General features: G+C 70.1%; 19 protein-coding genes. 2 read left to right on the top strand and 17 right to left on the bottom strand.

What is annotated here, in order from left to right; translation table 11 throughout:
* Positions 1 to 197: 197 nt before the first annotated feature.
* The 12 genes from ADK55_RS00955 to folC all read right to left on the bottom strand — a co-directional run bounded on the left by ADK55_RS00955 (position 198) and on the right by folC (position 14,957).
* On the bottom strand, positions 198 to 977 hold the full coding sequence (locus tag ADK55_RS00955; protein ID WP_053675035.1) for a TIGR03936 family radical SAM-associated protein: 780 nt from the start codon (positions 975 to 977) through the stop codon (positions 198 to 200).
* Positions 978 to 1,104: 127 nt separating this feature from the next.
* A complete protein-coding gene (locus ADK55_RS00950; RefSeq protein WP_053674957.1) occupies positions 1,105 to 2,169 on the bottom strand; it encodes a hypothetical protein in 1,065 nt (354 codons plus the stop codon).
* Positions 2,170 to 2,306: 137 nt separating this feature from the next.
* Positions 2,307 to 4,232 carry a TIGR03960 family B12-binding radical SAM protein gene (locus tag ADK55_RS00945; RefSeq protein ID WP_199826411.1) on the bottom strand — a complete coding sequence of 642 codons (1,926 nt, stop codon included), beginning with the start codon at positions 4,230 to 4,232 and terminating at the stop codon, positions 2,307 to 2,309.
* 92 nt (positions 4,233 to 4,324) lie between these two features.
* Positions 4,325 to 5,914: a CYTH and CHAD domain-containing protein gene (locus tag ADK55_RS00940; RefSeq protein ID WP_053674952.1), complete on the bottom strand. Its 1,590-nt coding sequence runs from the start codon at positions 5,912 to 5,914 to the stop codon at positions 4,325 to 4,327.
* Positions 5,915 to 5,983: 69 nt separating this feature from the next.
* Positions 5,984 to 7,183: a rod shape-determining protein RodA gene (gene rodA, locus ADK55_RS00935; protein WP_053674950.1), complete on the bottom strand. Its 1,200-nt coding sequence runs from the start codon at positions 7,181 to 7,183 to the stop codon at positions 5,984 to 5,986.
* Positions 7,183 to 9,354 (bottom strand): penicillin-binding protein 2, encoded by a 2,172-nt coding sequence (gene mrdA / locus ADK55_RS00930; RefSeq protein WP_053674948.1) that lies wholly within the window; start codon positions 9,352 to 9,354, stop codon positions 7,183 to 7,185. The genes rodA and mrdA overlap by 1 nt, the downstream gene beginning before the upstream one ends.
* Positions 9,355 to 9,367: 13 nt before the next feature.
* On the bottom strand, positions 9,368 to 10,063 hold the full coding sequence (mreD, locus tag ADK55_RS00925) for a rod shape-determining protein MreD (protein WP_053674946.1): 696 nt from the start codon (positions 10,061 to 10,063) through the stop codon (positions 9,368 to 9,370).
* A gap of 13 nt (positions 10,064 to 10,076) precedes the next feature.
* A complete protein-coding gene (gene mreC, locus ADK55_RS00920; RefSeq protein WP_053674944.1) occupies positions 10,077 to 11,018 on the bottom strand; it encodes a rod shape-determining protein MreC in 942 nt (313 codons plus the stop codon).
* Positions 11,019 to 11,191: 173 nt separating this feature from the next.
* On the bottom strand, positions 11,192 to 12,211 hold the full coding sequence (locus tag ADK55_RS00915; protein WP_008738981.1) for a rod shape-determining protein: 1,020 nt from the start codon (positions 12,209 to 12,211) through the stop codon (positions 11,192 to 11,194).
* Positions 12,212 to 12,540: 329 nt separating this feature from the next.
* Positions 12,541 to 12,951: a nucleoside-diphosphate kinase gene (ndk, locus tag ADK55_RS00910; RefSeq protein WP_053674942.1), complete on the bottom strand. Its 411-nt coding sequence runs from the start codon at positions 12,949 to 12,951 to the stop codon at positions 12,541 to 12,543.
* Between the two features lie 109 nt (positions 12,952 to 13,060).
* On the bottom strand, positions 13,061 to 13,414 hold the full coding sequence (locus ADK55_RS00905) for a DUF4233 domain-containing protein (RefSeq protein ID WP_053674940.1): 354 nt from the start codon (positions 13,412 to 13,414) through the stop codon (positions 13,061 to 13,063).
* A 4-nt stretch (positions 13,415 to 13,418) separates the two neighbouring features.
* Positions 13,419 to 14,957, bottom strand: coding sequence for a bifunctional tetrahydrofolate synthase/dihydrofolate synthase (gene folC / locus ADK55_RS00900; protein ID WP_053674938.1), 1,539 nt, complete (start codon positions 14,955 to 14,957; stop codon positions 13,419 to 13,421).
* Between the two features lie 117 nt (positions 14,958 to 15,074).
* On the opposite strand from folC, the gene ADK55_RS00895 reads away from it, so the two are divergent.
* Positions 15,075 to 16,124 carry a rod shape-determining protein gene (locus ADK55_RS00895; RefSeq protein ID WP_053674936.1) on the top strand — a complete coding sequence of 350 codons (1,050 nt, stop codon included), beginning with the start codon at positions 15,075 to 15,077 and terminating at the stop codon, positions 16,122 to 16,124.
* 30 nt (positions 16,125 to 16,154) lie between these two features.
* Here the strand turns inward: ADK55_RS00895 and ADK55_RS00890 are convergent, their stop codons facing one another.
* Both ADK55_RS00890 and ADK55_RS00885 read right to left on the bottom strand, forming a co-directional pair.
* The gene (locus ADK55_RS00890) at positions 16,155 to 17,303 is read right to left on the bottom strand and encodes a sensor histidine kinase (RefSeq protein WP_053674934.1); all 1,149 of its coding nucleotides are present in this window, start codon (positions 17,301 to 17,303) and stop codon (positions 16,155 to 16,157) included.
* 169 nt (positions 17,304 to 17,472) lie between these two features.
* Positions 17,473 to 20,094, bottom strand: a complete 2,622-nt coding sequence (locus ADK55_RS00885) for a valine--tRNA ligase (protein ID WP_053674931.1) — start codon at positions 20,092 to 20,094, stop codon at positions 17,473 to 17,475.
* 195 nt (positions 20,095 to 20,289) lie between these two features.
* On the opposite strand from ADK55_RS00885, the gene ADK55_RS00880 reads away from it, so the two are divergent.
* Positions 20,290 to 21,255, top strand: coding sequence for a hypothetical protein (locus ADK55_RS00880; protein ID WP_053674929.1), 966 nt, complete (start codon positions 20,290 to 20,292; stop codon positions 21,253 to 21,255).
* 81 nt (positions 21,256 to 21,336) lie between these two features.
* On the opposite strand, the gene clpX is transcribed toward ADK55_RS00880, so the two are convergent.
* The 3 genes from clpX to ADK55_RS00865 form a co-directional block, all read right to left on the bottom strand.
* Positions 21,337 to 22,623, bottom strand: a complete 1,287-nt coding sequence (gene clpX, locus ADK55_RS00875; RefSeq protein ID WP_053674927.1) for an ATP-dependent Clp protease ATP-binding subunit ClpX — start codon at positions 22,621 to 22,623, stop codon at positions 21,337 to 21,339.
* A 153-nt stretch (positions 22,624 to 22,776) separates the two neighbouring features.
* Positions 22,777 to 23,451, bottom strand: coding sequence for an ATP-dependent Clp protease proteolytic subunit (locus tag ADK55_RS00870; RefSeq protein ID WP_053674925.1), 675 nt, complete (start codon positions 23,449 to 23,451; stop codon positions 22,777 to 22,779).
* Between the two features lie 53 nt (positions 23,452 to 23,504).
* Positions 23,505 to 24,122: an ATP-dependent Clp protease proteolytic subunit gene (locus ADK55_RS00865; RefSeq protein WP_053674923.1), complete on the bottom strand. Its 618-nt coding sequence runs from the start codon at positions 24,120 to 24,122 to the stop codon at positions 23,505 to 23,507.
* Positions 24,123 to 24,208 lie beyond the last annotated feature (86 nt).

Below are 24,208 nucleotides of genomic sequence, written 5' to 3'. Positions count from 1 at the left end.
GACATCCGGTCCGGCACGGCGCCGCGTAATGAGCGCGGAACCGGCCTCCGGGGCGCGTTCGCCACACGGGAGCTCAGTTTCATGGCCGCCGGTTCCGTACGTGTTGTCCGTACGGCCTGGCGGAAGTCTTCAGGTCTGTGTGCGCTGCCCGGCACAGGAGGCTTCCGAGTGCCAGGGCGGCGCGACAACGGCGTTCCTTACGCGGCGGGACCTTCCGGCGCCTTCGCGTCGGCGGCTACGGCGGCCGTGGGTGGGGCGGCCGTGACAGCCTCGCGGTCGGGCGCGAGCGGGTCGGTCACCGTGCCGGACTCCTCGTCGAAGAGCCCCTGCGCCAGCCTGGTCACCGCTGCGGGGACCGGCGGCGCCAGGTCGGCCACAGCTCGGAGACCGGACAGGACGTCGTCGGGTCGTACGGCAGGTGTCAAATGCCGAACAACCAGCCGCAGTATCGCACAAGCATTGTCCAGAGGCCTATCAGCCGGGGCCGGATGTGCTTCGAGACTGACCACGGCGCCGCGCGTGTCGAAGGTCCGCATGCCGTTCTTGGTGCGGCGCTGGACCTCGACGGCCTCGGCCGCGAGGAACGCGGCCACGGCCCGCTCGGCGTCCGCGGGCTCGACGCCGTCCAGGCGCAGCTCCCACACGGAGGCGGTCAGTCGCTCGGCGAGCCCGGACGTCCTGGCCTCCACCGCGTCGACGATGTCGAGGCCGACCGGCATCGATTCGTCGAGCAGGATCCGGAGTTTGTCGGGGTCGCGGGGTGCCGCGAGGGCGATCTCCAGGTACTCGGCCTCGCTGCCGGTGCCGGTGGGTGCGGCGTTCGCGTAGGAGACCCGGGGGTGGGGGGTGAAGCCTGCCGAGTACGCCATGGGCACCTCGGAGCGGCGCAGGGCCCGCTCGAAGGCACGCTGGAAGTCTCGGTGGCTGGTGAACCGGAGGCGGCCGCGCTTGGTGTAGCGCAGTCGGATGCGCTGCACCACCGGTGCGGGAGGCGGGCCTTCGGGCTGTCGCTTGCCCAGTGGTTCTTCTCCTTGTGCGGGGCTCCGCGGCTCGCACGTCGCCCTGAGGTCTGGTGAGCCTGCCGGCCACGCCCCACCGGCCGGCTCACCCCTGCCGTTTGTGGAGGGAGATCTCGGGGGCGGGCGTGTTGCCTGCGGCTGTCGTACTACCCAGACTACGCGCCCGTGACCTCGCCGGTTCCCCGGGAGGAGTACCGAACAGCGCCCGTCGCACCTCGGCGCGCGCCTCGCGCACCGCGGTGCGGGAGGTCCGCCACACCTCCCGGACCAGATGTCCGACGGGGGTGGCGATGCGCCGGTGCGCCCAGCGGGCGGGCCGGACCACGAGCCCGCGCCACAGGAGGAGCAGGCCGCGGCCGAGGGCGCGACTGATCCGGCCGGCCAGGTACCAGGCTCCGCGCAGCAGGTGTCCGAGGGGGGTGAGGACGTACGTGTACAGCCCCCGCCCGACCGGGGCGAGCACGTACCGGTACGCGCCGACCGCGATCGGGGTGACGACGTACCGCCACAAAGCCACCCAGGGCCATACGAGCAGCGCCTTCGCCAGCCACCCGAGACCCGCACCGCTCCACCGCGCCGACCAGGCCACGCCCCGCCCGACGGGTGCCAGGACGTACCGCCACAAAGCAACCCAGGGCCACACGAAAAGCGCCTTGCCCAGGAACGACAGGACGCGGGCGGACCCGTGACCGAGGGGGGTCAGCAGGTGGGCGTACACGGCGCGGGCCAGCCGGGAGATCCCCTGTCCGGCGGGCCGGAGCAGGTACCGCAGCAGCGCGCCGCCGATCGGGGCCAGGACGTGGCTGGTCAGGGCGCTCCCGAGCCGGGTCAGGCCCTGCCCGACCGGGACCAGGACGTACCGCCACAGCCCCGCCCAGGGCCAGACGAACACCAGCTTCAGCAGGGTCACGAGGACCAGGCCGAGGGCGCGTGCCACCGGGCGGACGACCGTCCGGTGGCACCAGGACAGGCCGCGGCCGATCGGGCCGAAGAGGTGCCGGTTCAGTGTCCGCCCGAACGCCACGAGCAGGTCCCACACCACCCGTACGGGCAGTACGACGAGCACGGCCACGATCTTCACGGGGATGCGGACGACGCCGACGAGGCAGCCCTCGCCACCGTTCGCCGGTCGCCCCTTGTCGAGTTCCATGCAGGTAGGGACACGGGACAGGCCCCCACCGTTGCGGGTGGGGGCCTGTCGAGACCGAGGCGTTACCGAATGTGACCGAGGGGCGTCACCCGATGGCCGCCTTCAACGGCCGTCGGGTCACCGCCTTCGCACGACGGTCACTTGACGACCGTGAGCGGCAGCAGCTTCTTGCCGGTGGGGCCGATCTGGATGTCGAGGTCGAGCTGCGGGCAGACACCGCAGTCGAAGCACGGGGTCCAGCGGCAGTCCTCGACCTCGGTCTCGTCGAGGGCGTCCTGCCAGTCCTCCCAGAGCCAGTCCTTGTCGAGACCGGAGTCGAGGTGGTCCCAGGGCAGGACCTCCTCGTAGGTGCGCTCGCGGGTCGTGTACCAGGCGACGTCCACGCCGTACGCGGGCAGCGCCTTCTCGGCAGCCTGCATCCAGCGGTCGTAGCTGAAGTGCTCGCGCCAGCCGTCGAAACGGCCGCCGGACTCGTACACGGCACGGATGACGTCACCGATGCGGCGGTCGCCGCGGGAGAGCAGGCCCTCGACGATGCCGGGCTTGCCGTCGTGGTAGCGGAAGCCGATGGCACGGCCGTACTTCTTGTCGCCGCGGAGCTTGTCGCGGAGCTTGCCGAGGCGGGCGTCGGTCTCCTCGGCCGACAGCTGCGGCGCCCACTGGAAGGGGGTGTGCGGCTTCGGCACGAACCCGCCGATCGACACCGTGCAGCGGATGTCGTTCTGGCCGGAGACCTCGCGGCCCTTGGCGATGACGTTGACCGCCATGTCGCCGATCTGGAGCACGTCCTCGTCGGTCTCGGTCGGCAGCCCGACCATGAAGTACAGCTTCACCTGGCGCCAGCCGTTGCCGTACGCGGTGGCGACGGTGCGGATCAGGTCCTCTTCCGAGACCATCTTGTTGATGACCTTGCGCATGCGCTCGGAGCCGCCCTCGGGGGCGAAGGTCAGACCGGAGCGGCGACCGTTGCGGGTCAGCTCGTTGGCCAGGTCCACGTTGAAGGCGTCCACGCGGGTCGACGGGAGGGACAGGCCCACCTTGTCGTCCGAGTAGCGGTCGGCCAGGCCCTTGGCGATGTCGGCGATCTCGGTGTGGTCCGCCGAGGAGAGCGACAGGAGGCCGACCTCCTCGAAACCGGTCGCCTTGAGGCCCTTCTCCACCATCTCGCCGATGCCGGTGATGCTTCGCTCCCGCACGGGGCGCGTGATCATGCCGGCCTGGCAGAAACGGCAGCCGCGGGTGCAGCCGCGGAAGATCTCCACGGACATCCGCTCGTGGACGGTCTCGGCGAGCGGGACCAGCGGCTGCTTCGGGTAGGGCCACTCGTCGAGGTCCATGACGGTGTGCTTGGACACGCGCCACGGCACGCCGGAGCGGTTCGGGACGACGCGGCCGATACGGCCGTCGGGCAGGTACTCGACGTCGTAGAACCCGGGGACGTAGACGCCGCCGGTCTTGGCGAGGCGCAGCAGCACCTCCTCGCGTCCGCCGGGCCGGCCCTCGGCCTTCCAGGCGCGGATGATCTCGGTCATGTCGAGGACGGCCTGCTCGCCGTCGCCGATGACCGCGCAGTCGATGAACTCCGCGATCGGCTCGGGGTTGAAGGCCGCGTGGCCGCCCGCGAGGACGATGGGGTGGTCGATGGTGCGGTTGCGGGCCTCCAGCGGGATGCCCGCGAGGTCCAGCGCCGTGAGCATGTTGGTGTAGCCGAGCTCGGTGGAGAAGGAGAGCCCGAAGACGTCGAAGTCACCGACGGGGCGGTGGGAGTCGACGGTGAACTGCGGCACCTTGTGCTCGCGCATCAGCTCTTCGAGGTCCGGCCACACGCTGTAGGTGCGCTCCGCGAGGACGCCCTCGCGCTCGTTCAGCACCTCGTAAAGGATCATGACGCCCTGGTTGGGCAGACCGACCTCGTACGCGTCCGGGTACATGAGCGCCCAGCGGACGTCCGTGCTCTCCCAGGGCTTCACGGTGGAGTTCAGCTCACCACCGACGTACTGGATGGGCTTCTGCACATGCGGGAGCAGAGCTTCGAGCTGTGGGAAGACCGACTCGGACATCACGCGACTTTCGTGAAGCGGGCAGGGGGCGACTCTCAAGCGTACCCCGATGCCCGGCAGCCGCCCGCCGCCAAGATCACCGGCCACGACGGGACCTACCCGGTGAGGTCCACCCGGTCCCGCACGGCCGCCGCCTTGCGCCAGACCTCCGGGAGCCGGCGTTCGCTCCGCTCGGCCAACGCTTCCTCTCGGGCGTACAACAGGCCCCAGGTGAAGGCGGACTCGCCCGCGGCGGTCGCCTGGACGGCGATCGTTCGCAGGGCCTCGCGGGCGACCACGCCGTCCTGGTGGTCACCGAGCAGGGTCTGGACCTTCTTGGCGGCCTTGGACAGGCGTGCGGCGGGCTTGCCGAGGGCGGGTACGGCTGCGTCCGCCGCGTAGCGGGCCCGCTTGGCGGCCTTGCGGGCGGCGTGCAGGGCCAGGTCGCGGTCGTGTCCGGGGGCGAGGTCGAGTGCCGTCTCGACCCGGCCGGCGAGCCGTTCGAAGTCGTGCGTCACCGCCTGGGGCAGGACGTCGGCCGCCGGGTGCCCGGCGGCCCCGCGCAGGGGCGGGTCGGCCAGCAGGGCGTCGAGGGCGTCCAGCAGGGCGACGTACCGGTCGCTGTCGAGTGCGGCGAGGGCCTGTTGCCGGGCGGCGTGACCGCGCGTGGTGTCCCAGACGCGCAGTCGGCCGCGGACCGGGCCGAGCCGCAGGGTGTCGGGGAGTTCGCCGAGGTGCGCCAGGAGGCGTTCGGCCATGACCTCCTGGTCGCGGGCGACGCCGAGTTCGGCGGCGAGCCGGCGCAGTTCCTCCCCGAGCGGGTCGGTGGCCGCCCGGTCGAGGACCTTGCGGTACGTCTTGAAGGCGCTGCGCATCCGCCGCATCGCGACCCGCATCTGGTGGACGGAGTCGGGCAGCTCCCTGCGGACGGCGGGGTCCTGGGCGACCAGGGTGTCGCGCTGTTCGCGCAGGTACCGGAGCACCTGCGCGCCGGCGGTGTCCTCGGCGGGCCCGGTCTCGGTCCGGGCGGGGGGCGCGCCGCCCGTCTCCGTGAGTGCCCGGGCCAGTTTCGAGGGGGCCTCGCAGACCCGCAGGCCCTCTTCGCGGAAACGCCGTTCGACGGCGTCGAGCAGTTCGGGGTCCACCCCGTCGGCGAGTTCCACCTCCACCTCGGTCCAGGTGGCCCTGGCCTTGCCCCGCCTGGCCCGGACGGTGTCGGTGGACAGTTCCGCGAGCACGGCTCCGTCGGCGTCGAGGAGGTGGCTGACCTCGCGGGAGGAGCGCAGCCGTACCTGCGGTTCCAGCCGGCCGTCGCGTACCCGGGAGCGGACCAGTTCGGCGAGCCGGTCGGGGACGGTGTCACTGAGCGGTGCCCGGACCTCGTCGCGGACGTCCGGGGAGACGGGGAGTTTGAGGTGCCAGCCGGCGTCGGCGCCGCCGGTGCGGCGGCGCAGGGTCAGCCCGTCGGCGGCGAGCCGCTGGTCGGGGGTGTCCCAGTAGACGGCGTCGAGGTCGACGGTGCCCTGCGGGGAGACGGTCTCGACGCCCGCGGTGCCCGTGAGGTCCGGTACCCGGGGGCGGGCCTCAGGGGCCGGCTTCCGGTCGGGGGGACCGGACCGGTCGGGGGAGCCCGAACCGCTCCCCCGACCCGCGTCGGCTCGCGTGAACTCGAATTTCCGCTCGATCTCGCGCTTCGTCTCGGCCATGCATCGAATCTAGTCCCGCCCGGCCGGCGGCGAGAAGGTCGGCAGGAGCCAAACCCGCCGCCCGGGTGATCAGGCCGAAAGGGGCCGTTGCACCCGGATCGACTGCAGCAGCCCCACCGCGATCCACACGGCGAACATCGACGAGCCTCCGTAGGACACGAACGGCAGCGGCAGTCCCGCGACCGGCATGATCCCCAGCGTCATCCCGATGTTCTCGAAGGCCTGGAAGGCGAACCAGGCGATGATCCCGGCGCAGACGATCGTCCCGTACAGCTCGGTGGTCTCGCGGGCGATGATGCAGGCCCGCCACAGGATGATGCCCAGCAGGACGAGGATCAGCCCGGCCCCGACGAAGCCCAGCTCCTCCCCCGCGACCGTGAACACGAAGTCGGTCTGCTGCTCCGGCACGAACTGGCCGGTGGTCTGCGAGCCCTTGAAGAGGCCCGAGCCGGTCAGTCCGCCGGAGCCGATGGCGATGCGCGCCTGGTTCGTGTTGTAGCCGACGCCCGCCGGGTCGAGTTCGGGGTTGGCGAAGGCGGCGAAGCGGTTGATCTGGTACTCGTCGAGGACGCCGAGCTGCCAGATCAGGATGGCCCCGCCGGCGCCCGCGCCGATGAGGCCCAGCACCCAGCGGTTGGAGGCGCCGGAGGCCAACAGCACGCCGAGCACGATGACGACCATCACCATGACCGAGCCCAGGTCGGGCATCAGCATGACGATGCCCATCGGGGCGGCGGCCAGGCACAGCGCCTTGACGACGGTGCGGTGGTCGGGGTGGGCGAGGTCGCCCGCGTCCACCCGGGTGGCCAGCAGCATCGCCATGACCAGGATGATCGTGATCTTGACGAACTCGGAGGGCTGGATGGAGAATCCGCCGCCGATCACGATCCACGCGTGCGCGCCGTTGATGGTCGCGCCGAGCGGGGTGAGCACGGCGATGATCAGCAGCAGCGAGAGCCCGTAGAGGGCCGGGACCGCGCCGCGCAGGGTGCGGTGCCCGAGCCAGATCGTGCCGATCATCAGCACCAGGCCGATGCCGGTGTTCAGGGCGTGCCGGAAAAGGAAGTAGTACGGGTCCCCCTGGTTCAGGGAGGTCCGGTTGCGGGTCGCCGACCACACCAGCATGGAGCCGATGAAGGACAGCGCCAGTGCGCAGAGCAGTATCGGCCAGTCGAGCCGGCGCACCACCGAGTCGCGGGCGGTGAGTTTGGCCATGGCTCCGCGTTCCGGGGCGTACCGGGATACGGAGAACTTGTTCGCGGTCTGCATCAGTCCTGCCTTGCTGCGGGCGGTGCGGGCGGCCCGGCGAGCGCGGGCACCTCCTCCGGGGACGGGGGCACGTAGGGCCTGACCACGGGGGCGTCGATGGATCCGTCGGGTTGGATGGTCGGCAGGTTCGCCTCCGGCTTGATCAGCAGGGCGCGCTTGACGTCCTGCTTGCCGGCCATGTCCAGACCGTAGATGGCGTTGTACACGTTGCGCACGGCGGGGCCGGATGCCCCGGAACCGGTACCACCCTGGGAGATCGTCATGACGATCGTGAAGTCCGAGGTGTAGGTGGCGAACCAGGAGGTCGTCTGCTTGCCGTAGACCTCGGCGGTGCCGGTCTTGGCGTGCATCGGGATCTCCTTCTGCGGCCAGCCGCCGAACCGCCATGCGGCGGTGCCCTCGGTGGCGACGCCGGCGAGGGCCCCGTCCATCTTGCGGAGGGTCTCCGGGGTGACCGGCAGCCGGCCGTGGGCGCGCGGCGGGATCTTCTCGACCCGCTTGCCGTCGGCGCTGATGATCGCCTTGCCGATGGTCGGGTTCCACATGGTGCCGCCGTTGGCGATGGCCGCGTAGATGGTGGCCATCTGGATCGGCGTGACGAGGGTGTCGCCCTGGCCGATGGAGTAGTTGACGGCGTCACCGGCGCGCATCAGGTTGCCTTCGAGGCAGTTCTCGTAGGACAGCAGCTCGACGTAGGTGCCGCCCTTCTTCCCCGTCTTGCACCACATGTCCTTGTTGGCGGTCCAGAACCGCTGCTTCCACTGGCGGTCCGGGACCCGGCCCTTCTCCTCGCCCGGCAGGTCGACGCCGGTCTCGGCGCCGAGCCCGAACTGGTGGGCGGTCTTGTAGAAGATCTCGGCCGGGCGCTTCTTCGGCTTGAGCCCGCCGTCCTTCAGCCACTGCTGGTGGCCGAGGGCGTAGAAGACGGTGTCGCAGGAGACCTCCAGTGCCCGGCCGAGGGTGATGGAGCCGTGGCCCTGGGACTCGAAGTTCTTGAAGACCTGTCCGCCGATGGAGTACGAACTGGGGCAGGGGTACTCGCCGTCGAACTTGTACCCGGCGTTGACGGCGGCGGCGGTCGGGATCACCTTGAAGATGGAGCCCGGCGCGGCCTGGCCCTGGATCGCCCGGTTCATCAGCGGGACGTTGGAGTCCTTGGCGGTCAGCTTCGCGTAGTCCTTGGCGGAGATCCCGCCGACCCAGACGTTCGGGTCGTAGGTCGGGTTGGAGGCCATGGCGACGACGCGGCCGGTCTTGGACTCCAGGACGACGATGGCGCCCGCGTCGGCCTTGTAGGGAACGCCCGTGTTGCGGTCGATCTGCTTGCGCGCCTCGACCATGGCCGCGTTCAGCTCGAACTCGGCGACGGCCTGGACGCGCGCGTCGATGCTCGTCACGAGGTTGGCGCCGGGGATCGCGGGATCGTTCTGGGCCATGCCGATGACCCGGCCGAGGTTGTCCACCTCGTAGCGGGTCACGCCGGACTTGCCGCGCAGGGGCCTGTCGTAGGTGCGTTCCAGGCCGAAGCGGCCCACCTGGTCGGAGCGCAGGAAGGGCGAGTTGGTGTCCTTCGCCCGGGTGATCTCGCCGTCGGTGACCGGGGAGAGGTAGCCCAGCGCCTGTCCGGTGTTGGCTCCCCCGGGGGCGGCGTAGCGGCGGACCGCGGTGGGCTCGGCCGTGATGCCGGGGAACTCCTCGGGGCGCTCGCGGATTTGCAGGGCCTGCTGGGTGGTGGCCTTGTTGGTGACCGGGATCGGCTGGTAGGGGGAGCCGTTCCAGCAGGGCTGGGGGGTCCGCGAGTCGCAGAGCCGGACCTTGTCCATGACGTCCTGCGGCGTCATGTCCAGTACGTCCGAGAGCCGGGTGAGGACCCCCTTGCCCTTGTCCTTCATCTTCATCAGCTCGGTGCGGCTGGCGGAGACGACCAGACGGGTCTCGTTGTCGGCGAGCGCGATGCCGCGCGCGTCGAGGATCGAACCGCGCACGGCGGGCTGGACGACCTGCTGGACGTGGTTGTTCTTCGCCTCGTGGTAGTACTCGTCGCCGTTGCGGATCTGGAGGTACCAGAGGCGCCCGCCGAGGGTGAGGAGCAGGGAGAAGACGAGCACCTGGATGATGACGAGTCGGATCCGTACCCGGGAGGTGCGGCCGGTGTCGGGGTTGTTGCTCACGCCTTCTCCTCCCTCACAGTTTCTTGACGCTCTTCACACCCTTGACGCCCTTTATGCGGCCGGCCCGGTTGGCGCGTCCGCGTGCGGTCTTCAGGCGCAGTCCACCGCGCTGGCTGCCGATGCGCAGCCCCGTGCCGCCGGCCAGCCAGCCGGAGGAGACGTCCTTGCCCTGGGGCGGGCCGCCGCCGGCCTCGACGGCCATCGGGTCGTTCTCGGCGCGCCGGGCGAGCGCCATGATGAACGGCACGGTGAAGGGCGCGAGCAGCAGGTCGTAGAGGGTCGCCGTGAACAGCAGGCCGGCCAGGCCGACGTGGCGGGCGGCGGTGTCCCCGACGAGGGCGCCGACGCCCGCGTACAGCAGGGTGGAGCCGATCGCGGCGGCGACGACGGTCAGCATCGGCCCCCAGGCCGAGCGGAACCGCCCGTTGTCGGGGCGGGCCAGGCCGACGAGGTAGCCGATGAGGCACAGCACGAGCGCGTACCGCCCGGCGGCGTGGTCGGCGGGCGGCGCCAGGTCGGCGAGCAGGCCGGCGCCGAAGCCGATGATGGCTCCGCTGAGGTGGCCGTACACCAGGGCGAGGGCGACGACGGTGAGGAGGACCAGGTCGGGTACCGCGCCGGGCAGTTGGAGCCGGCCGAGAACGGCGACCTGGACCACGAGGGCGACCACCACGAGCGTGGCCGAGAGCAGGATCCGGTTGAAACGCATGGTCGGTCAGCTCCTACTCGTCGTCCGGCTTGCCGGGCACACTGGCGGACGGGGTGACCGTGACGGTGACCGTCGGGGTGGGCTTGGGGGCCGCGGGCTTCGGCGGGAGGACCGCGTCGCGCGGGTCCTCGCGCGGCGGCATCACGACGACGCCGACGATGTCCAGGCGCGAGAAGCCCACGAACGGGCGCACCCAGACGGTACGGGTGAGGTCTCCGCGGGAGGGGTCCACCTTGACCACCTCGCCGATCGGCACGCCGGGCACGAACGGCTTGTTGCCGCGCGAGCCGAAGGTGACGAGCCGGTCGCCCGCGTTGATCTTGGCCTTGCCGTTGAGCATCTGCACGGACAGGGCACGGTCGCCCTGGCCGGTGGCGAAGCCGAGTTCGCCGGTCTTCTCCAGTCGGGTGCCGACGGTGAAGTCGGGGTCGTTGGCGAGGACCACGGTGGCGGTGTCGGGGCCGACGGTGGAGACCCGGCCGACGAGGCCCTCCCCGTTCAGGACGGTCATGTCGCGCTCGATGCCGTCCTTGCTGCCCGCGTCGATGGTGACGGTCCAGGAGAAGCCCTGGGCCGCTCCTATCGCGATGACCTCGGCGCCCTTGATCCCGTACTGTCCCGCGCCGGCCCGCTTGAGCATCTCGTCGAGCTCGCGGACGCGGCTGCGGTTCTGGTCGTCGCTGCCGAGCTTGGCCTTGAGCGCGGTGTTCTCGCGCTCCAGCGTCGCGATCCGATTGTGGCGCTCGCCGGAGTCGCGTACGGCTCCTATGGCGTGGGCCACCGGATCCACCGCCGTCGCCACGCCCTTCTCGACGGGGCCGAAGACCGCTGCGGCGGCCTGTCGGGCACCGTCGACCGGTGACTCCTCGCCCGCTCTGATGTCCACCGTGATCAATGCGAACGCGATGGCGATCAGAAGCACCAGGAGCAGCCGGCTCTCTCGTGTGTCCCTCACGTGCGGCGGCCGTGCCTTCCTCGTAGATACCCGTGCGGCAGAGCCGCTCCGGTGAGACGTGCAGCTGTGATCGCACCGGACTGTTGCCTGTATATCAACGATCCGCCGCACCGGCGCGCTAGCACCCGTACGGCGGATCCTTGTGTTCCGCGTGCCCCGTGACGGGGAGTCGATCACCGCCGGGGCTGGGCGTCCAGAACCTGCTGGAGTGCCTCGAACTCCTCCACGCACTTGCCGGAGCCGAGCGCGACCGAGTCGAGCGGATCCTCCGCGATGTGGATCGGCATGCCGGTCTCACGGCGCAGTCGCTCGTCCAGGCCGCGCAGCAGCGCGCCGCCGCCGGTCAGGACGATGCCGCGGTCCATGATGTCGCCGGAGAGTTCCGGCGGGCACTTGTCCAGCGTCGTCTTGACCGCGTCGACGATGGCGTTGACCGGCTCCTCGATGGCCTTGCGGACCTCGGCGGCCGAGATCACGACCGTCTTCGGCAGCCCGGACACCAGGTCCCTGCCGCGGATCTCGGTGTGCTCGTCCTTGTCGAGGTCGTACGCCGAACCGATGGTGATCTTGATCTGTTCGGCGGTGCGCTCACCGAGGAGGAGCGAGTACTCCTTCTTGATGTGCTGGATGATCGCGTTGTCCAGCTCGTCACCGGCCACCCGGATGGACTGCGCCGTGACGATTCCGCCGAGGGAGATGACGGCGACCTCGGTGGTGCCGCCGCCGATGTCCACGACCATGTTGCCGGTGGCCTCGTGGACGGGCAGGCCCGAGCCGATGGCGGCGGCCATGGGCTCTTCGATGATGTGTACCTGGCGGGCGCCGGCCTGCGTGGACGCCTCGATGACGGCGCGGCGCTCCACTCCGGTGATGCCGGAGGGCACGCACACCACGACGCGCGGACGCGCCAGGTAACGGCGCTTGTGGATCTTGAGGATGAAGTACCGGAGCATGCGCTCGGTGATCTCGAAGTCGGCGATCACGCCGTCCTTGAGGGGCCTGACGGCGACGATGTTGCCGGGCGTCCGGCCGATCATCTTCTTCGCCTCGGAGCCGACCGCCAGGATGCCACCGGTGTTCGTGTTGATGGCGACCACGGACGGCTCGTTCAGGACGATCCCCCGGCCCCTCACGTACACCAGCGTGTTGGCGGTCCCGAGGTCGATCGCCATGTCACGGCCGATGAACGACATAGTGTTCCCCTTGTTCCCCATGAGGAGCGTCTGGCCTTCCAGTTGATAGCGGCTGCTGTCAGGTCGGCGAGGTGGGTGTGTGGGTGGAGGCCCCATCGTAGTGCCGCATGTACGGACATCGCGCGACGGGACTCCGGCAATCCCGCCGGAACGGATACCCGCCCCCTTAGTGGTGACGTCGTGTCCTGCACATGCGTTCCCCGTCCGCGCCGGTAATACCGAAGGGCGACCGAAATTACTTCGGTCGCCCCAGGTCGTGAGCGCTATTCGGCTGATCTCGCGTCAGAGGAGACTGCGGTGACAGCGTTCCGCTTGATGGGGGAACGGCCTCAGAGCGCGGGGAAGAACAGCTTCAGCTCGCGCTCCGCGGACTCCTCGGAATCCGAGGCGTGGATCAGGTTCTCCCGGGTGATGGAACCGAAGTCGCCGCGGATCGAGCCGGGCGCCGCGGCGATCGGGTCGGTCGGGCCGGCGAGGCCGCGAACGCCCTCGATCACGCGCTCGCCCTCGACCACGAGAGCGACGACCGGGCCGCCGGACATGAAGCCCATGAGGGGCTCGTAGAACGGCTTGCCCTTGTGCTCGCCGTAGTGCGCCTCCAGGGTCTCCTGGTCGAGCGTGCGCAGCTCCAGCGCGGGAATGGTCCAGCCGGCCTTCCGCTCGATGCGGCCGATGATCTCGCCGATCAGGCCACGACGGACGGCGTCGGGCTTGAGCAGGACGAGCGTGCGCTGGGTCATGTGGAAACTCCTTGCGGCAAACGGGTGCGGTGGGACGAATCTACAGGTGCGCCGGGGCCGGACCGGCCCCGCCGGGTGCCGGCCGCCCAGGGGTGACGCACCCGTGACCTCAGGCCTGCGCCTCGTGCTCCGGATGGGCGGCGGCCCAACGGGCCTTCACGTCGTCGATGCGGCGTCCGTAGTGCACGGAGCACCACCACAGGCCGGCGAAGACCGCCCCGAGGAAGAACATCGTCGGCACCACGAAACCGCTGAGGATCAGGCCCACCTGAAGGGCCCATCCGAGCTGCACCGCGCCGGGCCGCGACAGCATCCCGCACAGCAGGATCGACAGCAGCATCGCGACGCCGCACACCGTCCACACGGTCGCCTGGGTCAGGTCCGGGTCCTTCATGGCCACCAGGCCCGCGAAACCGATCACGAAGAACTCGCCGATCAGCGTGCTCGCGCAGAGCGTGCGCATTCCCTCAGCCCCTCTTGAACAGCAGGCGGGCCTCGCCCACCGTGATCACCGAGCCGGTCACCAGGACCCCGGCCCCGCCGTATTCGGCCTCTTCCTCCGCCAGGGTGATCGCCGCCTCCAGGGCGTCGTCCAGCCTCGGCTCCACCTGCACCCGGTCGGCCCCGAAGACCTCCACCGCCACGCCCGCCAGCTCGTCGGCCGACATCGCCCGGTGGCTGGAGTTCTCCGTGACCACGATCTCCGCGAAGATCGGCTCGAAGGCCTCCAGGACGCCCCTGACGTCCTTGCCCTCGCTGGCGGCCATGACCCCGATCAACCGGCTGAAGCCGAATGCCTCGGTGACGGCCTCGGCGGTCACCCGGGCCCCCGCCGGATTGTGGGCCGCGTCCAGGACCACGGTCGGGCTGCGCCGGACGACCTCCATGCGGCCCGGCGAGGTCACCGAGGCGAAGGCCTTGCGCACGGTGTCCGTGTCCAGCTCCCGCGCGTGCTCCGCGCCGACCCCGAAGAAGGCCTCGACCGCCGCCAGCGCCACGGCCGCGTTGTGCGCCATGTGGGCGCCGTACAGCGGGAGGAAGATGCCGTCGTACTCGCCGCCCACGCCGCGCAGGGTCAGCATCTGGCCGCCGACCGCCACCTCGCGGGAGACGACCCCGAACTCCATGCCCTCGCGGGCCACGGTCGCGTCGACCTCGACGGCCTTCTTCAGCAGCACCTGCGCCGCGTCGACCGGCTGCTGCGCCAGGATGACGGTGGCGTCCTGCTTGATGACGCCGCCCTTCTCCTGCGCGATCTCGCCGGGGGTGGAGCCGAGCCGGTCGGTGTGGTCGAGGCTGATCGGGGTGACCACGGCGACCACGCCGTCGATCACGTTGGTGGCGTCCCAGGTACCGCCCATGCCGACCTCGACGACCGCCACGTCCACGGGGGCGTCCGCGAAGGCCGCGTAAGCCATCCCGGTGAGCACCTCGAAGAACGACAGCCGGTACTCCTCGGCGGCGTCGACCATCTCCACGTACGGCTTGACGTCGTGGTAGGTCTCCACGAACCGCTCCGGGGTGATCGGCGCCCCGTCCAGGCTGATCCGCTCGGTGACCGACTGCACGTGCGGGCTGGTGTAGCGGCCGGTGCGCAGTTCGAAGGCGTTCAGCAGGGCCTCGATCATGCGGGCGGTGCTGGTCTTGCCGTTGGTGCCGGTGACGTGGATGGACGGGTACGCGCGCTGCGGCTCGCCCAGGACGTCCATCAGCGCGGCGATCCGCGAGACGGACGGCTCCAGCTTCGTCTCGCCCCAGCGGCCGGCCAGCTCCTGCTCCACCTCCTGCAGCGCCTTGGCCGCCTCCGGGTCGGTGGGGACGGCGGGCACCTGGTCGCCCAGCGGCGCTCCGCCGTGTGCGCGCAGGGTGCGACTGCCGGCCTCGATCACCGCCAGGTCGGCGTCGCGGTCGGACTCCTCCGCGATGATCTGGTCGAACGCGTCGATCCCGTCGAAGGGGCGGCCCGGTTCGTCGGGGCCATGGCTCTCGGGCTGCTGCTCACTCACAGGGCCAGTCTACGGACGAGGACCCCCGGGACTTTCGGCCCGGCCGTTTCGGGACCTTGGGCGATCAAAGCGACCGGATCGTTATGCAAGCCTTGCGGGCAGGAGATAGGGGAACAAATGCCGCAGGCCAGCAGCAACAAGACGAATTCCAGCCGCGACATAGGGATCGACCTGGGGACCGCGAACACGCTCGTCTACGCCCGGGGCCACGGAATCGTCCTCAATGAGCCGTCCGTGGTCGCCGTGAAGGCCGGTACGACCACCGCGCTGGCCGTCGGAACCGAGGCCAAGGAGACCATCGGCCGCACCCCCGGTTCCATCACCGCGATCCGCCCCCTCCAGGGCGGGGTGATCTGCGACTACGAGGCCGCCGAGGAGATGATCCGGCACTTCGTCCGCAAGGCCGTCCCGGGCCGCCGGCCGCGCACCCGCATGGTGGTCTGCGTGCCGTCCGGGGTCACCCCGGTCGAACGACGGGCCATCGTGCAGGCGTCCACCCGGGCCGGCGCCAAGACCGTGCACCTGATCGAGGAGCCGATGGCGGCGGCGATCGGCGCCGGGCTGCCCGTGTCCGAGGCGCGCGGCTCCATGGTGGTCGACATCGGCGGCGGAACCACCGAGGTGGCCGTCATCTCGCTCGGCGGCATCGTCACCGCCCGGTCGCTGCGGGTCGGCGGGGACCGACTGGACGCGGCCATCATGGACCACGTCCGCAAGGAGCACGGGCTGCTCATCGGCGAGCGCACCGCCGAGGACGTCAAGGTCGCCATCGGCTCGGCCTGGCCGGTCCCGGAGCGGCCGGAGCTGGAGACCGGCGCCTTCACCGTGCGGGGCCGCGAGAAGGTCGGCGGAATGCCGAAGACCCTGGAGCTGACCGTCGTCGGCGTACGGGCCGCCCTCGACGAACCGGTCGAGGCGATCATCGCCGCCGTGCGCGGCACCCTGGAGGAATGCCCGCCGGAACTGTCCGGCGACGTGATGGAGCACGGCATCGTCCTCACCGGCGGCGGCGCCCTGCTTCCCGGCCTGGACCTGCGCATGGCCTCCGCGACCGGCATCCCGGTGTTCGTCGCGGACGCCCCGCTGGACTGCGTGGCACTGGGGTCGGGCAAGTGCGTCGAGGACCTCGACACACTGAACGGCCTGCTGTCCCCCGCCAAGGCCTGACCGCCGGGCCGCGGATCCGAAAGGGGCGGCCTAGCCGCGCGGCAGCGTGGCGATCACCACGTACGACTCGTCGGTCCGCTTCGCCTTCAGGGTTCCGCCCAGGCTGCGCACGCGTTCGGACATGCTCGCCGTGCCCGAGCCCGCCGAGACGGGGGCGCGGGTCGGGGTGCGCTCGGGGAGGCTGTTGATGACGGCGATCCGCAGGTGCGGGCCGGCGGCCTCGATCGACACGTCGATCGTCTCGCCCCGGGCGTGCTTGGCCGCGTTGGTGAGGCATTCCTGCACCACCCGGTAGACCGCCGCCTGGCGCAGCGGCGACACCTCGTGCACCTCGGGATCCATCACCAGGCGGACGGGTGAACCGGCCCGTCCGCTCTCCTGCGCCAGCGCCGCCAGGCCCTCGACACCAGGGGTCGCGGACGGTCCGCCGCGCTGCACGATGATCTCGTTCAGCACCAGGTGGGCTCGGCGCGCGGTGTCGGCCAGCTCCTCGAAGTCCTTCGCGTACGTCGTCTCGCGCGCCCGCGTCGACAGCACCTCGGAGCGCACGGTCAGCAGGGTCAGCTCCCGCCCGACGAAGTCGTGCACGTCCCGGGCGACGGAGGTGCGCTCCTGCTGCACGGCCTGGAGGACGGCCGACTCGGCCCGCCGGACGTCGAGCTCCCGCACCAGGTCGTGCCGGTACGCGGCGATCCCGACGGCCGAGGCGAGCACCCCGATCGGCACGACCAGGCCGAGGAAGGCGCTGAGGCTCTGCGCCCGCGGCTCGGGCCATCCCGGGATGCTGAACACCGCGAGCGCGAAGGCCACGTACCCGAGGGTGGCCAGGATTCCGGCCCGGCGGCCCCGGTAGCGGCCGACCGAGTACAGGGCGAACTGGATCAGCGTCAGCTCGTGCAGCCACCCGACGAACAGCAGGGCGGTGAGGTACGCGAGCCAGGGCATGCGGCGCCGTACCAGCAGGCTCGCGCAGCCCGCGGTGAGTACGGCGGCGGCCATCCAGCCGTTGAGCGAGTTGTCGGCGGCGGCCAGGCCCGGCAGGTCCAGCGCCATCAGGGCGAGGCAGCTCAGGGCGGTCAGGACGTCCATGGCCCGGGGAGACCCGGCCCATCCCTCGCTGAGCCGGCGGCCGGTGGCCACGGCTTGGCGGAGCGCCGAGACGACGGGCTTGGCGTGCATGTCCCCCATCATCCGTGGTGAGCGGCCCCGATCGAATCAGGTGACGGGGCATAAGAAGTGATTTGTGGCACTCGGGGTGATTTCCGGCAGGGTCGGCGTGGGCGGTGTACGGCGAAGGCCCCCACGCCGCTCGACGGTGTGGGGGCCTTGGCCCGTGCCCTGCCGGCTGCTAGGCGGGCGGCAGCGTCCCCAGCTGGGCCTGGATCCGGGTGATGTCCGACTCCGCCTTGGCGAGCCGGCCCTTGATCTTGTCCACGACGTTGTCGGGGGCCTTGGCCAGGAAGGCCTCGTTGCCGAGCTTGCCCTCCGCCTGCTGCTTCTCCTTCTCCGCGGCGGCCAGGTCCTTCGACAGCCGCTTGCGCTCGGCGGCCACGTCGATGGTGCCCGACAGGTCCAGCGCGACGGTGGCGCCGGCGACCGGCAGGGTCGCGGTGGCGCTGAAGTCCTCGCCCTCCGGCTGGAGGCGCAGCAGCTGCCGGATCGCACCCTCGTGCGCGGCCAGCGCGGTACCGGCCAGGTCCAGTCGGGCCGGGACCTTCTGGCCCGGCTGGAGACCCTGGTCGGCGCGGAAGCGGCGGACCTCGGTGACGACGGCCTGGAGGTTCTCGATCTCGCGCTCGGCGGCCTCGTCGCGGAAGCCGCTGTCCTTGGGCCAGTCGGCGATGACGAGGGACTCGCCGCCGGTGAGCGTGGTCCACAGGGTCTCGGTGACGAAGGGGACCACCGGGTGCAGCAGGCGCAGCGTGACGTCGAGGACCTCGCCGAGGACGCGGCCGGAGACCTTGGCGCCCTCGCCGCCCGCGAAGAACGTCGTCTTCGACAGCTCGACGTACCAGTCGAAGACCTCGTCCCACGCGAAGTGGTAGAGCGCCTCGCTGAGCTTCGAGAACTGGAAATCCTCGTAGTACGCGTCCACCTGCTCGACGGTCTTGTTCAGCCGCGACAGGATCCAGCGGTCGGTCGCCGACATCTGCTCGGGGGCCGGCAGCTCGCCCTCGACGGTGGCGCCGTTCATCAGGGCGAAGCGGGTCGCGTTCCAGATCTTGTTGGCGAAGTTCCGGGACGCCTGGACCCAGTCCTCGCCGATCGGGACGTCGGTGCCGGGGTTGGCGCCCTTGGCGAGGGTGAACCGGACGGCGTCGGAGCCGTACTTGTCCATCCAGTCCAGCGGGTCGACGACGTTGCCGAAGGACTTCGACATCTTCTTGCCGCGCTCGTCACGGACCAGGCCGGTCAGCGCGATCGTCTTGAAGGGGACCTCGCCGTCCATGGCGTACAAACCGAACATCATCATCCGGGCGACCCAGAAGAAGATGATGTCGTGGCCGGTGACCAGGACGTCGGTGGAGTAGAACTTCTCCAGGTCCGGGGTCCTCTCCGGCCAGCCGAGCGTGGAGAACGGCCACAGGCCGGAGGAGAACCACGTGTCGAGGACGTCGGTGTCCTGCGTCCAGCCCTCGCCGGTGGGGATCTCGTCGTCCGGTCCGACGCAGACGATCTCGCCCTCCGGGCCGTACCAGATCGGGATCCGGTGGCCCCACCACAGCTGGCGCGAGATGCACCAGTCGTTGAGGTTGTCGACCCAGTCGAAGTAGCGCTTCTCCATCTCGCGCGGGTGGATGGTGACCCGCCCGTCGCGGACCGCGTCACCGGCCGCCGTGGCGAGCGGCTTGACGCCGACCCACCACTGGAGCGACAGGCGCGGCTCCACGGTGGTGCGGCAGCGGGAGCAGTGCCCCACGGAGTGCTGGTACGGACGCTTCTCGGCGACGATCCGACCCTGCTCGCGCAGTGCGCCGACGACGGCCGAACGGGCCTCGAAGCGGTCCAGGCCCTGGAAGGGGCCGTGGACGGTGATGACGCCCCGCTCGTCCATGATCGTCATGGATTCGAGGCCGTGGCGCTGCCCGATCGCGAAGTCGTTCGGGTCGTGCGCGGGCGTCACCTTGACGGCGCCGGTGCCGAACTCCGGGTCGACGTGCGTGTCGGCGACGATCGGGATGGTCCGGTCGGTCAGCGGAAGCTTGATCCGGGTGCCGACGAGGTGCTTGTAACGCTCGTCGTCGGGGTGGACGGCCACGGCGGTGTCACCGAGCATCGTCTCGGCGCGGGTCGTCGCGACGACGAGGCTGTCCTCGCCCTCGCCGTAGCGGATCGAGACCAGCTCGCCCGCGTCGTCCTGGTACTCCACCTCGATGTCGGAGATGGCGGTCAGACAGCGGGGGCACCAGTTGATGATGCGCTCGGCGCGGTAGATCAGGCCGTCGTCGTAGAGCTTCTTGAAGATGGTCTGGACGGCCTTGGACAGGCCCTCGTCCATGGTGAAGCGCTCACGCGACCAGTCGACGCCGTCGCCGAGGCGACGCATCTGACCGAGGATCTTGCCGCCGTACTCTTCCTTCCACTGCCAGACGCGCTCGATGAACTCCTCGCGGCCCAGGTCGTGGCGGGACTTGCCCTCCTCGGCGAGCTGCTGCTCGACCTTGTTCTGGGTGGCGATGCCGGCGTGGTCCATGCCCGGCAGCCACAGCGCCTCGTAACCCTGCATCCGCTTGCGGCGGGTCAGGGCGTCCATGAGCGTGTGCTGGAAGGCGTGTCCCAGGTGGAGCGAGCCGGTGACGTTCGGCGGCGGGATGACGATGGTGTACGGCGGCTTCTCGCTCGCCGGATCGGCGGTGAAGTAACCGCGCTCGACCCAGCGCTCGTAGAGCTCTCCCTCTACCTCGGCCGGCGCGTATTGGGTCGGCAGGTCGGAGGTGGGGGCGCTGGGTGTCTGCGTGTTCTCGGTCACGGGGCACAGGATACGGGCGGCGCCGCCCCGGCCACGAATCCGTTCCGTCTCCCGGCCCGCTCTCCGGCCGATCGCGCGGTTCGGGGCCGCGTCGGCGTCGTGGTTCCGTAACGCCTGGGGCCCCGGCGGCCGGAACCCGCCGTCCTTCCGTCAGGATGAGAGCAACATAAGAAGTTCCTAAAGGGGGACGCGGTCATGAGTTACAACCAGCCGGGACCGTACGGCGGCGGGCAGCCGCAGCAGCCCGGGCCCTACGGAGGTCCGCCTCCGCAGCAGCCGAACCCGTACGGCCAGCCGGCCCCGCAGCCCGGCTACGGATACCCGCAGCAGCCGCCTCCGCCGGGCGCCCCCCAGGGTTACCCGCAGCAGCCCGGCTACCCCCAGCAGCCCCCGCAGCAGCAGGGTTACGGCTACCCGCAGCAACCGGGGGTCCCTCCCCAGCAGCCGCCGTACGGCGCAATGCCGCCGCAGCAGCCGCCGAAGAAGTCCAAGGCCGGCGTGATCGTCCTGTCGGTCGTCCTGGTGGCGGCCGTCGCGGGCGGCGCCTGGTACTTCCTGGGCAGCGGCGGCGCGGGCGCGGTGTCGGACGACACCAAGGGCTACAAGCTGGTCGCCCCGGCGAACGTGGACGACTTCAAGCAGAACCCGAAGTACAACAAGCCGGAGTTCACGGACGAAGAACGCCAGAAGGCCGAGGCCGCGGGCATCAAGGGCCCGAACAAGGTGAGCATGGGTTACCAGAGCGGCGACCCGAGCAACCCCCTGTCGATCAAGACCATTGACTTCCAGGGCTTCTACGGCGAGATCGCGAGCCCCGAGAAGACGATCGACGGCTACTTCGCCCTGGCGAAGCTCAACGCGGCCAAGGGCAGCAAGGACGCCACGGCCGAACTCATCGGCACCCCCAAGGAGATCAGCCCGAAGGGGTTCGAGGGCGCCGTCATGAAGTGCCAGGAGATCAAGCTCAGTTCCAAGAAGACCACGGGTCTCGGCCCCAAGGAGGTCGTCGCCCCCGTCTGCATCTGGGGGGACTTCAGCACCGTGGGCATCGTCACGACGGTCGACTTCGCCGCCGTGATGAGCGGCAAGACGGGCTACACGCTGGAGCAGAACGCCGACCTCGCGGCGAAGCTCTACAACACCTCCCGCGTCAAGAAGTGAGTTCAGCGCGTCACGCGACGTGAAGAAGGGGGCGCCCCGGCCGACCGGCCGGGGCGCCCCCTTCACACAACTACGTTGCCGTTACGCCGACTTCTCGTGCGGGCCCTGGTCCTTCGGGACGATCCGCGGGACCAGCGTCGGGTTGACGTTGGAGCGGACCACGTCCGCGGTGATGACCACGCGGGCCACGTCCTTGCGGGACGGAACCTCGTACATCACCGACATCAGGACCTCTTCCATGATGGCGCGCAGGCCTCGCGCACCCGTCTGGCGCAGGATGGCCTGGTCGGCGATGGCCTCCAGCGCCTCGCGCTCGAAGTCCAGTTCCACACCGTCGAGTTCGAACAGCCGCTGGTACTGCTTGACCAGGGCGTTGCGCGGCTCGATCAGGATCTGGAGCAGGGCCTCGCGGTCCAGGTTGTGCACGGAGGTCAGCACGGGCAGACGGCCGATGAACTCGGGGATCATCCCGAACTTCACCAGGTCCTCCGGCATGACCTCGTGGAACTGGTCGCTCGCCTCGATCTCGCGCTTCGAGCGGATCGTCGCCCCGAAGCCGATGCCCTTGGCGCCCGCGCGCGACTCGATGATCTTCTCCAGACCCGAGAACGCGCCGCCCACGATGAAGAGGACGTTCGTCGTGTCGATCTGGATGAACTCCTGGTGCGGGTGCTTGCGCCCGCCCTGCGGCGGGACGGAGGCCGTCGTGCCTTCCAGGATCTTCAGGAGGGCCTGCTGCACGCCCTCGCCGCTCACATCGCGGGTGATCGACGGGTTCTCGCTCTTGCGGGCGACCTTGTCGATCTCGTCGATGTAGATGATCCCGGTCTCGGCCTTCTTGACGTCGTAGTCGGCCGCCTGGATCAGCTTGAGCAGGATGTTCTCGACGTCCTCGCCGACATAGCCGGCCTCCGTCAGCGCCGTCGCGTCGGCGATGGCGAACGGGACGTTGAGCATGCGGGCCAGCGTCTGCGCCAGCAGCGTCTTGCCGGAACCCGTCGGGCCCAGCAGCAGGATGTTGGACTTCGCGAGCTCGATCGCGTCGTCCCGGCCCTGCGCGCCGCCGTTCTCGCCGGCCTGGACCCGCTTGTAGTGGTTGTAGACCGCGACGGAGAGCGCCTTCTTCGCCGGCTCCTGGCCGACGACGTAGCTCTCCAGGAACTCGTAGATCTCACGGGGCTTGGGGAGTTCCTCCCACCGAACCTCGGAGGTCTCCGCGAGTTCCTCTTCGATGATCTCGTTGCAGAGGTCGATGCACTCGTCGCAGATGTACACACCGGGTCCTGCGATGAGCTTCTTCACCTGCTTCTGGCTCTTTCCGCAGAACGAGCACTTGAGCAGGTCGCCGCCGTCACCGATGCGTGCCACGAGGTGCTTCCCCTTCGCCTGGGAGACGCCTGGTTCAGCGCTCCTGGTGCCTCATATCCGACGGTACCTTGCCGGGGGGCCCCTGCGGGGCCCCCTTGACGTGGTTCACATCGCCTCGTCCGACGACACGCCCACGCCAACTGGCGGCAAGGATCAGACCGCGTTGCTCTTGCGGGTGGAAACGATCTGGTCGATCAGGCCGTACGCCAGGGCGTCCTCGGCCGTCAGGATCTTGTCGCGCTCGATGTCGTCGCGGATCTTCTCCAGCGGCGTCGTCGAGTGCTTGGCCAGCATGGTCTCCAGCTGGTCACGCATGCGCAGGATCTCGTTGGCCGCGATCTCCAGGTCGGAGAGCTGCTCGCGACCGGTGCCGCCGGAGGGCTGGTGGATCAGCACACGGGCGTTCGGAAGGGCCATGCGCTTGCCGGGGCTGCCGGCGGCGAGCAGGACTGCGGCGGCGGAGGCCGCCTGGCCCATGCAGACCGTCTGGATGTCCGGCTTCACGAACTGCATGGTGTCGTAGATCGCCGTCAGCGCGGTGAAGGAGCCACCGGGGCTGTTGATGTAGATCGAGATGTCGCGGTCCGGGTCCATCGACTCCAGGCACAGCAACTGCGCCATCACGTCGTTGGCGGAGGCGTCGTCGATCTGCACGCCGAGGAAGATCACGCGCTCCTCGAAGAGCTTCGCGTACGGGTCGTACTCGCGCACGCCCTGCGAGGTGCGCTCGACGAAGCGCGGGATGACGTAGCGGTTGTCCACCTGAGCGCCGGTGTAAAGGCCGCTCGCGGGAGAGAGGTTGTTCATGTGCATCTGGGTGTTCACCATCCTGGTGGCGTTCTGCGGGCTGTCGACTGGGGACTGACGGTGCTCGCCGGGGATCAGGCCCCGGTGCCGCCGCCGCCCGGAACGTTGGACGCGGCCGAGATGATCTCGTCGATGAGGCCGTACTCCTTGGCCTCCTCGGAGGTGAACCAGCGGTCGCGGTCACCGTCGCGGATGATCGCCTCGACAGTCTGGCCCGAGTGGAACGCCGTGATCTCGGCCATGCGCTGCTTGGTGCGCAGCAGGTACTGGGCCTGGATCTTGATGTCGGACGCGGTGCCACCGATGCCGGCGGAACCCTGGTGCATCAGGATGTCCGTGTTCGGCAGGGCGAAGCGCTTGCCCTTGGCGCCGCCGGTCAGCAGGAACTGGCCCATGGAGGCCGCCATGCCCATGCCGATGGTGACGACGTCGTTGGGGATGTACTGCATGGTGTCGTAGACCGCCATGCCGGCCGTCACCGAGCCGCCGGGGCTGTTGATGTACAGGAAGATGTCCTTCTCCGGCTCGGCGGCCAGGAGCAGGAGCTGCGCCGTGATCTTGTTCGCGATGTCGTCGTCTACCTGCTGGCCGAGGAAGATGATGCGCTCGCCGAGCAGCCGGTTGTAGACATGGTCGCCGAGGCCGCCACCGATGGACGGCTCACCCGCGGCGTAAGGCTTCAGATTCGTCACGTATCCACCTGCTCGTCTCCGACGGCCACATGCCGTCTCAGCGTCTCGTTCTGGGGCGCGGACCAACCGGTACGGACGACGTCCGC

This window comes from Streptomyces sp. WM4235, from assembly GCF_001279725.1.
In the GTDB taxonomy this organism is placed as follows: domain Bacteria; phylum Actinomycetota; class Actinomycetes; order Streptomycetales; family Streptomycetaceae; genus Streptomyces.
This window is presented reverse-complemented; position numbering and strand designations above follow the sequence as displayed.

Excerpts from the sequence above, each read along its gene's own strand:
- ADK55_RS00940 (WP_053674952.1), bottom strand. The coding sequence starts at position 5,914 with ATGGCCGAGACGAAGCGCGAGATCGAGCGGAAATTCGAGTTCACGCGA.
- ADK55_RS00890 (WP_053674934.1), bottom strand. The coding sequence starts at position 17,303 with ATGCACGCCAAGCCCGTCGTCTCGGCGCTCCGCCAAGCCGTGGCCACC.
- ADK55_RS00895 (WP_053674936.1), top strand. The coding sequence starts at position 15,075 with ATGCCGCAGGCCAGCAGCAACAAGACGAATTCCAGCCGCGACATAGGG.
- rodA (WP_053674950.1), bottom strand. The coding sequence starts at position 7,183 with ATGCAGACCGCGAACAAGTTCTCCGTATCCCGGTACGCCCCGGAACGC.
- ADK55_RS00950 (WP_053674957.1), bottom strand. The coding sequence starts at position 2,169 with ATGGAACTCGACAAGGGGCGACCGGCGAACGGTGGCGAGGGCTGCCTC.
- ndk (WP_053674942.1), bottom strand. The coding sequence starts at position 12,951 with ATGACCCAGCGCACGCTCGTCCTGCTCAAGCCCGACGCCGTCCGTCGT.
- ADK55_RS00880 (WP_053674929.1), top strand. The coding sequence starts at position 20,290 with ATGAGTTACAACCAGCCGGGACCGTACGGCGGCGGGCAGCCGCAGCAG.
- ADK55_RS00870 (WP_053674925.1), bottom strand. The coding sequence starts at position 23,451 with ATGGTGAACACCCAGATGCACATGAACAACCTCTCTCCCGCGAGCGGC.
- ADK55_RS00915 (WP_008738981.1), bottom strand. The coding sequence starts at position 12,211 with ATGTCGTTCATCGGCCGTGACATGGCGATCGACCTCGGGACCGCCAAC.
- ADK55_RS00905 (WP_053674940.1), bottom strand. The coding sequence starts at position 13,414 with ATGCGCACGCTCTGCGCGAGCACGCTGATCGGCGAGTTCTTCGTGATC.
- mreD (WP_053674946.1), bottom strand. The coding sequence starts at position 10,063 with ATGCGTTTCAACCGGATCCTGCTCTCGGCCACGCTCGTGGTGGTCGCC.